The 12437-nt window shown below is 66.1% G+C and carries 12 protein-coding genes; 11 read left to right on the forward strand and 1 reads right to left on the reverse strand.

Annotation, left to right across the window (positions count from 1 at the left end; translation table 11 throughout):
- Positions 1 to 184 precede the first annotated feature (184 nt).
- From ACE3P6_RS19440 to ACE3P6_RS19475, 8 genes are all read left to right on the forward strand, one after another.
- A complete protein-coding gene (locus ACE3P6_RS19440; protein WP_294983864.1) occupies positions 185 to 1222 on the forward strand; it encodes a rod shape-determining protein in 1038 nt (345 codons plus the stop codon).
- A gap of 30 nt (positions 1223 to 1252) precedes the next feature.
- Entirely contained in the window at positions 1253 to 2257 is a 1005-nt protein-coding gene (mreC, locus tag ACE3P6_RS19445) for a rod shape-determining protein MreC (RefSeq protein ID WP_374398085.1), read from the forward strand.
- Positions 2250 to 2789, forward strand: a complete 540-nt coding sequence (locus ACE3P6_RS19450; protein ID WP_374398086.1) for a rod shape-determining protein MreD — start codon at positions 2250 to 2252, stop codon at positions 2787 to 2789. Before mreC ends, ACE3P6_RS19450 begins: the two co-directional genes overlap by 8 nt.
- A complete protein-coding gene (gene mrdA / locus ACE3P6_RS19455) occupies positions 2786 to 4732 on the forward strand; it encodes a penicillin-binding protein 2 (protein WP_374398087.1) in 1947 nt (648 codons plus the stop codon). Before ACE3P6_RS19450 ends, mrdA begins: the two co-directional genes overlap by 4 nt.
- A gap of 13 nt (positions 4733 to 4745) precedes the next feature.
- Positions 4746 to 5885 (forward strand): rod shape-determining protein RodA, encoded by a 1140-nt coding sequence (gene rodA, locus ACE3P6_RS19460; protein ID WP_374371256.1) that lies wholly within the window; start codon positions 4746 to 4748, stop codon positions 5883 to 5885.
- Positions 5882 to 6502, forward strand: coding sequence for a DUF1345 domain-containing protein (locus tag ACE3P6_RS19465; protein ID WP_374398088.1), 621 nt, complete (start codon positions 5882 to 5884; stop codon positions 6500 to 6502). The genes rodA and ACE3P6_RS19465 overlap by 4 nt, the downstream gene beginning before the upstream one ends.
- Positions 6503 to 6613: 111 nt before the next feature.
- Entirely contained in the window at positions 6614 to 7321 is a 708-nt protein-coding gene (locus tag ACE3P6_RS19470) for an IS1595 family transposase (RefSeq protein ID WP_374398089.1), read from the forward strand.
- Positions 7322 to 7460: 139 nt separating this feature from the next.
- Entirely contained in the window at positions 7461 to 8375 is a 915-nt protein-coding gene (locus ACE3P6_RS19475) for a 2-hydroxyacid dehydrogenase (RefSeq protein ID WP_374398090.1), read from the forward strand.
- Between the two features lie 5 nt (positions 8376 to 8380).
- On the opposite strand, the gene ACE3P6_RS19480 is transcribed toward ACE3P6_RS19475, so the two are convergent.
- Positions 8381 to 9253 carry a MurR/RpiR family transcriptional regulator gene (locus ACE3P6_RS19480; protein ID WP_374398091.1) on the reverse strand — a complete coding sequence of 291 codons (873 nt, stop codon included), beginning with the start codon at positions 9251 to 9253 and terminating at the stop codon, positions 8381 to 8383.
- 191 nt (positions 9254 to 9444) lie between these two features.
- On the opposite strand from ACE3P6_RS19480, the gene ACE3P6_RS19485 reads away from it, so the two are divergent.
- Genes ACE3P6_RS19485 through ACE3P6_RS19495 form a run of 3 tightly spaced genes read left to right on the forward strand, consistent with a single transcriptional unit; the run spans position 9445 to position 12378 of the window.
- Positions 9445 to 9951: a TRAP transporter small permease subunit gene (locus tag ACE3P6_RS19485; RefSeq protein ID WP_374398092.1), complete on the forward strand. Its 507-nt coding sequence runs from the start codon at positions 9445 to 9447 to the stop codon at positions 9949 to 9951.
- Positions 9951 to 11291, forward strand: coding sequence for a TRAP transporter large permease subunit (locus ACE3P6_RS19490; RefSeq protein WP_374398093.1), 1341 nt, complete (start codon positions 9951 to 9953; stop codon positions 11289 to 11291). Before ACE3P6_RS19485 ends, ACE3P6_RS19490 begins: the two co-directional genes overlap by 1 nt.
- Positions 11292 to 11337: 46 nt before the next feature.
- Complete coding sequence (locus ACE3P6_RS19495; protein WP_374371244.1) at positions 11338 to 12378, forward strand: TRAP transporter substrate-binding protein; 1041 nt, start codon at positions 11338 to 11340, stop codon at positions 12376 to 12378.
- Positions 12379 to 12437: the final 59 nt, after the last annotated feature.

Raw genomic sequence — 12437 nt, forward strand, 5'->3', positions numbered from 1 at the left:
TGCAAAATCCGGCCAAGAGTCTGCGCCAATAGATCGCATTTCTGCAAGCACGGCGAAGTGAGCGGATACCGGCCAGCGGGGCTTTCGCTCAAATCCCCATGCTTCTATATGGTAGCGCCCCGTCGGAAGCCCCGAGTCGGGGCCAAAACCATTGCTTGCCCCATCGACCACCAAAGGACTGCACATGTCGCTTATCCCCGGCCTCTTCTCGTCGGACATGGCCATCGACCTCGGGACCGCGAACACGCTGGTCTATATCCGGGGCAAGGGCATCGTGCTGAACGAGCCTTCGGTGGTGGCCTATCACAACAAGGACGGCAAGAAGCAGGTCCTTGCGGTGGGCGAGGATGCCAAGCTGATGCTCGGCCGCACCCCCGGCACCATCGAGGCGATCCGCCCGATGCGCGACGGGGTGATCGCCGATTTCGAGGCGGCGGAAGAGATGATCAAGCATTTCATCCGCAAGGTTCACAAACGGTCCACCATCTCGAAGCCCAAGATCATCGTCTGCGTGCCGCATGGCGCGACCCCGGTGGAGAAGCGTGCCATCCGGCAGTCGGTGCTGTCGGCGGGCGCCAAGCGCGCGGGCCTGATCGCGGAACCCATCGCGGCGGCCATCGGGGCGGGGATGCCGATCACCGAACCGACCGGCAACATGGTGGTCGACATCGGCGGCGGCACCACGGAAGTCGCGGTCCTGTCGCTTGGTGACATCGTCTATGCCCGCTCGGTCCGCGTCGGCGGCGACCGGATGGACGAGGCCATCGTCAACTATCTCCGCCGTCACCAGAACCTGCTGATCGGGGAATCCACGGCGGAGCGGATCAAGACCTCGATCGGCACCGCGCGGATGCCCGACGACGGGCGCGGGTCGAGCATGACCATCCGGGGCCGCGACCTTCTGAACGGCGTCCCGAAGGAAACCGAGATCAATCAGGCCCAGGTGGCCGAAGCTTTGGCCGAACCCGTGCAGCAGATCTGCGACGCGGTGATGCAGGCCCTGGAAGCCACCCCGCCCGATCTGGCCGCGGACATCGTCGACCGGGGCGTGATGCTGACCGGGGGCGGCGCGCTTCTGGGCGAGCTGGACCTGTCCTTGCGCGAGCAGACGGGCCTGTCGATCTCGGTGGCCAACGAGTCACTGAATTGTGTTGCCCTCGGCACCGGGAAAGCGCTGGAATACGAGAAGCAGCTTCGGCATGTGATCGACTACGATACCTGAGCCGATCCAGCGGCGATGGAAGGCTGACCCGTGGCCAGGAACCGCACCGCCCCCGAGGAGTATTCCCGCCCGCTGCGCCGACTTCTGGTCTGGCTGGCGGTGCTGGTGCTGTTCGCGATATTCATCCTGTGGCGGATCGACAGCCCCCGCGTCGAACGCTTCCGCGCGGCGCTGATCGACGCGGTGGTGCCGAATTTCGACTGGGCGATGAAGCCGGTGACGATGGTCGCGGGGATGGTGGATGATTTCCAGTCCTATACCCGGATCTACGAGCAGAACCAGGAGCTTAAACGCGAGCTTCAGCAGATGAAGGCCTGGAAAGAGGCCGCGCTGCAGTTGGAACAGAAGAACGCACGGCTTCTGGATTTGAACAAGGTGCGGCTCGACCCGAAGCTGACCCATGTGACGGGCGTGGTGATGGCCGACAGCGGCAGTCCCTTCCGGCAGTCGGTCCTGTTGAACGTCGGCGCGCGGGACGGCATCCGGGACGGCTGGGCGACGATGGACGGGATCGGGCTGGTGGGGCGCATCTCGGGCGTGGGGGAACGCACCAGCCGGGTGATCCTGGTGACGGATTCCAACAGCCGCATCCCGGTGACGATCCAGCCCTCGGGGCAGAAGGCGCTTCTCAGCGGCGACAACTCGCCCCTGCCGCCCTTGGAATTCATCGAGGACAGCGACGAGGTCCGCCCCGGCGACCGGGTGGTCACCTCCGGCGATGGCGGGGTGTTCCCGGCGGGGCTTCTGGTGGGCCAGGTGGCACTGGGGACGGACAAGCGGCTGCGCGTGGTGCTGGCGGCGGACTATCAGCGGCTGGAATTCCTGCGCGTGCTCCGCAGCCACGACCTGCAACCGATCACCGACCCCGGCAGCCTGGTCGCCCCGCCCGCGACCCAGCCCGTCCCCGACACCTCGACCGAGGCCGCCGAGGCCGCCGCCGCCGCCCAGCCCTCGCCGACCGAGGGCGGCAATGTCGAGGAAGCCGGCTCCGGCGCCGCCGAGGGCCCGTCCGGGCCGGAGGTGCCGAATGACTGAGTTCTGGCGCCAGGAGCACTGGATCTTCCGCGCGCTTTTTCTGGCCATCGCGCTGCTTCTCCTCTTCATCCGGCTGCTGCCGCTCGGCAGCGCCCCCGGCGCCCTGCCCGGCCCCGACCTCCTGATCTGCGTGATCATGGCCTGGATCGTGCGCCGTCCCGATTTCCTGCCGATGCCGCTGATCCTGTTCGTCATCCTCGCCGAGGACCTGATCCTGATGCGCCCGCCGGGCCTCTGGACCGACATCGTGATCCTGGCGACCGAATTCCTGCGCGGCCGGGTCACGCTTACGCGAGAGTTGAGCTTCGTGGTCGAATGGCTCTTGGTGTCGGGGCTGATGCTGGGCATGATGCTGATCTACCGCCTGACCCTGGGCCTCGCCTTCGTGCCGCAAGCCCCGTTCGGCTTTGCCATCGTGCAGGTCCTGTGGTCGATCGCGGTCTATCCGGTGGTCGTGGGCCTGTCGCGGCTGGCGCTCGACCTGCGCAAACCCGCCACCGGCGAGGTTGACAGTTTCGGGAGACGGCTGTGAGACGCACCGCCCGCGACAGCGAGGAATCGAACCAGCGCCTCAACCGCCGCACCCTCATGCTGGGCGGCGCGATGGGGGCGATGATCGCTGTCCTTGGCGCAAGGATGCGCTACCTGCAGGTCGACCAGGCCGACGAATTCAAGCTTCTGGCCGAGGAGAACCGGATCAACATCCGCCTGATCCCGCCCGTCAGGGGCCTGATCCAGGACCGCAACGGCAAGGTGATCGCAGGGAACGAACAGAACTACCGCGTCGTCATCACGCGCGAGGCGGCAGGCGATGTCGATCTGGTGATGCGGCGGCTTGCCAGCATCATCCCGATGACCGCCGAAGAGATGCAGCAGTCCATCGACGAGGTGAACTCGCTTTCAGCCTTCGTGCCCGTCACCGTGGCCGAGCGCCTGTCCTGGGCCGACTTCTCCAAGGTCGCGCTGAACGCTCCCGCGCTGCCCGGCGTGGTGCCCGAAGTCGGCCAGTCGCGCCACTATCCGCTGGACACCGATTTCGCCCATGTCGTCGGCTACGTCGGCCCGGTCAGCGAGAAGGACCTGGAGGGACTGGAAAACCCCGACCCCCTGCTCAAGATCCCGAAATTCCAGATCGGCAAGATCGGCGTCGAGAAGTGGATGGAAGACACCCTGCGCGGCGAGGCGGGCACCAAGCGGATCGAGGTCAACTCCGCCGGTCGCGTCATGCGCGAGCTGGAGCGGCAGGAAGGTGTCCCCGGCCTCGACATCCGCCTGACCATCGACGCCGACATCCAGAACTTCGCCCAGGCGCGTCTGGGGGGCGAAAGCGCCGCCGTCGTGGTGATCGACGTGACGAACGGCGACATCGTCTGCATCGCCTCGGCCCCCTCCTTCGACCCGAACCTCTTCGTGCGCGGGATCAGCCACACCGACTACAAGACCCTGACCGAGAACGACCACCGACCGCTGGCCAACAAGACCGTCTCGGGTGCCTACCCGCCGGGGTCGACCTTCAAGCTGGTGACCGCCCTTGCCGCGCTGGAGGCAGGCGTCGTCACGCCCGATACCAAGGTCAGCTGCCCCGGCTACATCGAATTCGGCGGCCGTCGCTTCCACTGCTGGAAGCGCGGCGGCCACGGCACCGTCCGGCTGGAGCGCAGCCTCGCCGAAAGCTGCGACGTCTACTACTACGAGGTCGCGCAGAAGGTCGGCATCGACAAGATCGCCGAGATGGGCCGTAGGATGGGCCTTGGCCACAAGTTCGACCTGCCCATGTCCGCCGTGACGGACGGCATCATGCCGGACAAGGCCTGGATGCTGGAGCGCTACAAGCAGGAATGGCGGATCGGCGACACGATCAACGCCTCGATCGGGCAGGGCTATGTGCTGGCCTCGCCCCTGCAGCTGGCGATGATGACCGCGCGGGTCGCCTCGGGGCGGGCCGTCGTGCCGCGCCTCGTGCGGATGATCAACGACAAGGAACTGCCGGTCGTCGAGGCTCCGCCGCTGGACGTGCCGCCCGAATACCTTGCCGCCGTGCGCGGGGGCATGAACGCGGTGGTGAACGGCGACCACGGCACCGGCAAATCCAGTCGCGTGGTCGACCCGACGATGATCTTCGCAGGAAAGTCCGGCACCAGCCAGGTCCGCAACATCTCCAAGGCCGAACGCGAAGCCGGGGTGATCTCGAACGACGACCTGCCCTGGAACCGGCGCGACCATGCGCTGTTCGTCGGCTTCGCCCCCTACGATGCCCCGCGCTATGCGGTGGCGGTGGTCGTGGAACACGGCGGCGGCGGATCGACCGCCGCCGCCCCCATCGCCCGCGACGTGATCCTGCGCTGCATGTCCGACGGGCTGCCCTCGCTGGAGGCCTATCCCGCCAGCCAGCGCGGCCGGATCGAGACCATGCTGAAGGAACTGCCGCTCCGCGACCCCGTCACCGGGCAGCCGCCCGTCAAGACCGAAACCTGAAGGGGGCGGGTCGATGAGCTTCCTGGAATACCGCGTCAAGTTCGCCCCCACCGGGCTGCGCAAGGTGCTGTACCTCAACTGGCCGCTGGTCCTGCTGGTGACCGCCGTCGCCTCGGTCGGCTTCCTGATGCTCTATTCGATCGCGGGCGGCAACCTGGACACCTGGGCGCGGCCGCAGATGGAACGTTTCGGCGTCGGCATGGTGCTGATGTTCATGGTGGCCCTGACGCCGATCTGGTTCTGGCGGTCGATGTCCGGGGTGGCCTATATCGTCGCCTTCCTGCTCTTGATCGTGGTGGAATTCTTCGGCACCGTCGGCATGGGCGCGCAGCGCTGGATCGACCTTGGGTTCATCCGCCTGCAACCCTCCGAGATGATGAAGTTCACCCTCGTCATGCTGCTGGCGGTCTATTACGACTGGCTCGACCCCAAGCTCGTCTCGCGGCCCTTGTATGTGCTCTTGCCGGTGCTGATGATCGTCACCCCCACCGTGTTGGTGCTGATGCAGCCGAACCTCGGCACATCGCTGATGCTGCTTCTGGCCGGGGCCACGGTGATGTTCGCCGCCGGGGTCAGTCTGTGGTATTTCGGCGCGGTGATCGGCATCGTGGTGGCCGCCGTGGTCGGCGTCTTCACCCTGCGCGGCACGCCCTGGCAGTTCCTGCACGACTACCAGTACAAGCGGATCGACACCTTCCTCGACCCCGCCGCCGACCCGCTGGGCGCGGGCTACAACATCATCCAGGCCAAGATCGCCCTTGGGTCGGGGGGGTGGAGCGGCAAGGGCTTCATGCAGGGCACGCAGTCGCGCCTGAACTTCCTGCCGGAAAAGCACACCGACTTCATCTTCACCACTTTGGCCGAGGAATTCGGCTTCATCGGGGCCTTTTCCCTCCTCGGCCTCTACGCGCTGATCCTGGGTTTCTGCCTGGTCGCAGCCTGGCAGAACCGCGACCGCTTCTCGGCGCTCTTGATCATCGGGGTGGCGGCGAACTTCTTCTTCTACATCGCGGTGAACCTGTCGATGGTGATGGGCATGGCGCCGGTCGTGGGCGTGCCGCTGCCCTTGCTGTCCTACGGCGGGTCGGCGATGATGGTGCTTCTGGTGGGCTTCGGCCTTGTCCAAAGCGCCCATGTCCATAGGCCCAGATGACCTTCGCCCCCCGCCACGGCCGGTTCCTGATCGCCTTCTCGCTGGGGGTTGCGGCGGGCATCGCGGCCTGGTCGCTGTCGATCGCGCGCGACTTCGCCGTGCTCGCGGCGGCGGACGTGTTCTTCGTGATCTACCTTGGGCTTACCGCCCGGATCATCGGCGCGACCGGGTCCGAGGAGTTGCGCCGCCATGCCGCCGAGGATGACGAAGGCGTCGTGCTGATCCTCCTCCTCGCCGCGCTGGCGGCGGCGGTCAGCGTGACGGCGATCTTCCTGGTGCTGAACGCCGATGCCAGCAGCCTTGCCGCCCGGCTGGCCGCGCTGGTCAGCCTGCCCCTTGGCTGGGCGACGATCCACACGCTCGTCGCCTTCCACTATGCCCACCTGCATTACCGGGGCAAGGCGCCGGGCTTCCAGTTCCCCGGCAAGGGCGATCCGGACGCCCTGGATTTCCTGTACGCGAGCTTCACCATCGGGATGACCGCGCAGGTCTCGGATGTCGTGGTCGCGACCCGCCCCCTGCGCCGGGCGGTGCTGGCGCACGGCGTGGCATCGTTCTTCTACAACACCTGCATCCTGGCGCTGGCGGTCAATGCCGCCCTGACGGCGGGGCAGTAGGCACCGATTTCTTCAAAGAAATCGGACCGGAGCCTTTGAAGGCTCCGAGCCGGAATTTTCGCAAGGGTCTACCACAGCTGAGCGGTTCTGAGAGTATGCTAAGGTGCTCTCATGGCTCAGAAAAACCGCTATCTGTTTCGGGGGAGAATATCGGAGCGCAAGTTCCGCGATCTTCTGCGGCTTTTCGCGCTCGACATCACGGCGGATCGCGCGGCGGACCTGACCGGGCTGCACCACAACACCACGCTGGCGCTCTACCGGTTTCTGCGGCTCAGGATGGCCGAGATGGCGCGCGAGGGCTGCCCCTTCCGTGGCCAGGTCGAGATCGACGAGAGCTACTTCGGGCCCGCCCGCGTCCGGGGCCAGCGCGGGCGTGGGGCGGGCAGGAAGACCCCCGTCTTCGGCATCCTCGAACGGGGTGGGCGGGTCCATTGCCAGATCGTGAAAAACTGTTCAAAAGCAACGCTGACGGCGATCCTGCAGGGCAAGGTCACCCCTCAGGCCGAGATCACCTCGGACGGCTTTCCCGCCTATCACGGCCTGGTCGAGGCGGGCTTCTCGCGCCATCACAGGATCGACAAATACGCCGATCCAAACCACCCCGTCTTTGCCGAGAAAGGCGTCCACATCAACGGCATCGAGAGCTTCTGGAGCTACGCCAAACGCCGCCATCAGAAGTTCAACGGCCTGCGCCGCGACGCCTTCCCGATCTTCCTCAAGGAGACCGAATTCCGCTTCAACAATCGCGCAAATGACCTCTACAAGATCCTCCTCAAATCCTGCAGACTAACACCCCTCAGGTCACCTCAGCTGTGGTAGACCCTTTCGCAAATTCCGTCGCCGCGCGGACCTGCAGCGTGCCGGAAAACCTTGACAAATCCCTAACGTCCACGGCCAAGTTGTTGAAATCCCTCACCCCGAAAATCTGTCCACCGTGGACACGTCCCCGAAAGCCCCCATGCCGACCATCCTCTTCGCCGCCCCCTCGCTCTGGCCGGAATACCGCGACGCCCTGCCCGCCGCCCTGGCCGAGGCCGGGATCGACGCCACCCTAGTCACCGAGGCCGCGCCGGAGATGGTCGACTACATCGTCTACGCCCCCTCCTCGCCCCTGCAGGACTTCACCCCCTACACGCGGACCAAGGCCGTCCTGAACCTCTGGGCGGGGGTGGAGCGGATCACCGGCAACCCGACCCTGACCCAGCCCCTGACCCGGATGGTCGACCCCGGCCTGACCGAAGGCATGGTGGAATGGGTGACGGGCCACACCCTGCGCCACCATCTCGGGATGGACCGCCACATCGTGAACCCCGGTCATGTCTGGGACCCGACCTGCCCGCCGCTGGCCCGCGAGCGCCCGGTGACGATCCTCGGGATGGGTGCCCTCGGCTCGGCCTGTGCGACGGCCCTGCGCGCGCTGAACTTCCCGGTGACCGGGTGGAGCCGCACCGCGAAGCCCGGCTGCCTGCACGGGCAGGACGGGCTCGCCCAAGCCCTCGCCACCGCGCAGATCCTGGTCACCCTCCTGCCCAAGACGCCCGAGACCGAGAACCTCATGAACGCCGACCGGCTGGCCCTGCTGCCGCAAGGTGCCGTCATCCTGAACCCCGGCCGTGGCCCGCTGATCGACGACAACGCCCTCCTCGCCGCCCTCGACGCGGGCCACATCGGCCATGCCACGCTCGATGTCTTCCGGGTCGAACCCCTGCCGCAGGGTCATCCGTTCTGGACCCACCCGCGCGTCACCGTCACCCCCCATATCGCCGCCGACACCCGGGCGATCACCGCCTCGCGCGTCATCGCCGAGAACATCCGGCGGGGCGAGGCCGGGGAGCCCTTCCTCCACCTCGTCGACCGCGCGCGGGGGTATTGACGCCGCTACCGCCCCACCTTCGGCGCGCGGAACACGCGGGTGCGGGCGAAGTAGCCCTCCAGCCGGTTTAGCCGGCCCTGCACCTGGTCGGGAAGGTGGCCCTGCACCTGCGCCAGAAGCGCCTCGACCACCACCAGCATGGCGGCGGTGCTGTCCCAGGCCGCAGGCATCTCGATCTGGCAGGGCAGGGTAAAGCGGGCATGGGCGGCGGCGGGGGACAGCCAGCGGTCGGTGATCAGAACCACCTCGGCCCCCTGCTCGGCTGCAAGCTCGGCGAAATGCACCGCATTGCCCTCATACCGGCGGATGTCGAAGATCACCACCACATCGCCCGCGCAGAGGTCGAGAAGCGCCTGCTGCCAGTCGGTCAGGTGGTCCGACAGGAAGGTCACGTCCGGCCGGAGCACGCGCAGAAGCGTGGCCATGTAGTCGGCCATCGCATGGGTCAGCCGCCCGCCGCTGATCGCCACCCGGCGGGCAGGATCGGCCAGAAGCGCCGCGGCGCCGGTGAAATCGGCCGCCGGGATCAGGCCCAGCGTCGCCTCGACATTGGCCACCACCTGCGCGGCAAAGCCCTGCAGCGGATGGGCCTGCGGCTCGCGCGCGCCCTCGGGCAGGCTGAGCGGTGCGACCAGCAGGCGCTCCACCTCGACCTTCAGCGCGGCCTGGTAGTCGGACCAGCCGAGATAGCCCAGCTTCCTGACCAGCCGCATGATCGTGGGCGAGGAGACCTCGGCCGCCTCGGCCAGCGCGGTGATCGATCCCAGCGCCGACATCGGGAAATGCGACAGGATATGCGTGGCGGCACGGCGTTCGGCCGGGGTCAGATCCCCCAGGCTCGCCCGCATCCGGACCGCAATGGTCAGTGACCGATCCATCCACCCCCCTGGCCGCCCGGCGAATCCCTGGAATGTTTGTAACAGTTTTTTCGTCAGCGGAAAATTCTTGACACAATGCGGCAGGTCGGCCGACCCTTCTCCCATAACAGGGGGATGAATCAGCCGATGAAGCTGTCCGTCACAGCAATCGCCGCAGCGGTGCCTTGCCGCGAAAAGGGGGCACCGTCGCCATGCCGCATGTCCTGATCCGCTTCGTCCGCCTCGTCGAGGGCGTGAACTATGCTGTCGGTCGGCTCGCCATGTATCTGTTCTTCGTCCTGGGCGGCGTGCTTCTGTGGTCGATCATCGCCAAGGCTTTCGGCCACCCGCCCTTGTGGACGCAGGAGATGGCGCAGTTCACGATGGTCAGCTACTTCGTCCTGGGCGGCGCCTATTCGCTGCAGCTTGGAAGCAACGTGCGGATGGACCTGCTTTATGGCCGCTGGTCGCCGCGCACCCAGGCCGCTGTCGATGCCGTGACCGTCTTCGCGATGATCTTCTTCCTGGCGGTCATCCTCTGGGGCGGGATCGAGAGCACGATCTATTCCTTCGAGGTGACAGAGCGCTCGCGCTCGGTCTGGCGGCCCTACATGGCGCCGATCAAGATCGTGATCTGCATCGGCGTCGTGCTGATGATCCTGCAATCGCTGGCCTTCCTGATCCGCGATCTCGCGCGGCTGCGCGGAGAGGATATCTGATGGACTACAACTACATCGCCCTGGTCATGTTCGGCGGGATGGTCATCCTGCTGCTGACCGGACAGCGTGTCTTCGCGGTGATCGGCTTCGTCGCTGCGGTGGCGGCCCTCGCGCTCTGGGGCACAGGCGGATCGGCCATCCCCTTCACCAGCACGATCAAGCTGATGAACTGGTATCCGATGCTGACCCTGCCGATGTTCGTCTGGATGGGCTATGTCATGTCGGAAACCCGCATGGCCGACGACCTGTACCGGATGTTCCACGTCTGGTTCGGGCCGATCCCGGGCGGGCTTGCCATCGGCACCATCCTTCTGATGGTGCTGATCTCGGCGATGAACGGGTTGTCGGTGGCCGGGCTGGCGATCGGCGCGACCATTGCGCTGCCCGAGATGCTGAAGCGCGGCTACGACAAGGTGATGGTCACCGGGATCATCCAGGGCGGGTCGAGCCTTGGCATCCTCGTGCCGCCCTCGGTGGTGCTGGTGCTTTACGCCATGATCGCGCGCCAGCCGGTCGGGCAGCTGTGGCTGGCGGGCGTGCTGCCCGGCCTGCTGATGGCCGGCATCTTCATCGTCTATGTCGTCATCCGCTGCGGCCTGAAGCCAAGCCTTGGCCCGCCGCTGGCCAAGGCCGAACGCAACGTGCCCTGGGCCGACAAGATCCGCCTGTTGTCGGCGGGACTTCTGCCCCTGGTGATCTTCGCCGCGATGATGGGGCCGTTCATCTACGGCTACGCCAGCCTGGTCGAGTCCTCGGTCATCGGGGCGGCCATCTCGACCCTCGTCGCGATGGTGCGCGGTCGCATGTCGGCCCGGGTCTTCGAAGTCTGCATCACCAACACCCTGGGCGTCAGCTGCATGTTCATGTGGATCCTGCTGGCGGCGCTGGCCTTCGGCGCCGTGTTCGACGGGCTGGGCGCGGTGAAGGCCATCGAGGACCTTTTCCTGCAGGACCTGGGCCTGTCGCCCTGGACCATCCTGATCCTGATGCAGGTGTCCTTCCTGATCATGGGCATGTTCCTGGACGACACGGCGATGCTGGTGATCGTGGCACCGCTCTACATCCCGCTGGTGGCGAAGCTCGACCTCGGGATGGCGCCGGGCGATGCGCTGATCTGGTATGGCGTGCTGTACACGATCACCTGCCAGATCGCCTATATCACGCCGCCCTTCGGCTATAACCTGTTCCTGATGCGGGCGATGGCGCCGGACCATGTGACGCTGGCCGACATCTATCGGTCCATCGTGCCCATCGTGGCACTGATGATCCTGACGCTGATCATCATCATGGTCTGGCCCGACATCGCGCTCTGGCTGCCACATCAGGTCTACGGCCAATGATCCCGAGGGGCGGCCGAACCGTCCCCCCAACCCAACGGAGGTAAAGATGACGACGACCAGACGGAAGTTTCTTTCGACCGGTGCCCTTGCGGGGGCCGCGGCGCTGGCCGCTCCCGCCGTGCGGGCGCAAGCCGCGCCGATCAAGTGGCGGATGCAGACCTATGCCGGCGCGGCGCTCGGCGAGCATGTCTGCAAGCCGGCGATCGACAGCTTCAACAAGATCGCCGCCGGGCAGATGGAGATCGAGCTCTACTTCGCCGACCAGCTGGTGCCGACGTCCGAACTGTTCCGGGCGATGCAGGCGGGCACCATCGACGCCGTGCAATCCGATGACGATTCGATGCAAAGCCCCACCGACGTGACGGTGTTCGGCGGCTACTTCCCCCTGGCGCTGCGCTACTCGCTCGACGTGCCGGTGCTGTTCAACCAGTACGGCCTCGATGCGATCTGGAAGGAGGAATACGCCAAGGTGGGGGTGCAGCACGTCTCGGCCGGGTCCTGGGACCCCTGCCATTTCGCCACCCGCGACCCGATCAAGTCGCTGGCCGATCTGAACGGCAAGAAGGTCTATACCTTCCCCACTGCCGGCCGGTTCCTGGCGCAGTTCGGCGTGGTGCCGGTGCAATTGCCCTACGAGGACGCGCAGGTGGCATTGCAGACCGGCGAGATCGACGGCGTGGCCTGGTCGGGCATCACCGAGGACTACACGGTGGGCTGGGCCGACGTGACCAAGTATTTCCTGACCAACAACATCTCGGGTGCCTGGATCGGCCATTTCTTCGCCAACCAGGACCGCTGGAACGAGGTCCCGCCGCACCTGCAAGAGCTGATGCGGGTCTGCTTCGAGCAGTCGCACTATTACCGCCAGTGGTGGTATTGGGGCGGCGAGGCCGACCTCAGGGTGAACGGGCCCAAGCTGCAATTGACCTCGATCCCCGATGCCGAATGGGCGACGGTCGAGGCAGCGGCGGTCAAGTTCTGGGACGAAGTGGCCGCCGAATCGGAAACCAAGGCAAAGGTCGTGGAAATCTTCAAGAAATACAACGACCTGATGTCCAAGGCCGGACGGCCCTATCGCTACAGCTGAGGCCGGAGTAAAAGGGGGTGCGCAGAGATTGCGCGCCCCTTCCCTCTGAAATATGATCA

The sequence above is a fragment of the Tabrizicola sp. genome (assembly GCF_041911175.1).
GTDB lineage: Bacteria > Pseudomonadota > Alphaproteobacteria > Rhodobacterales > Rhodobacteraceae > Tabrizicola.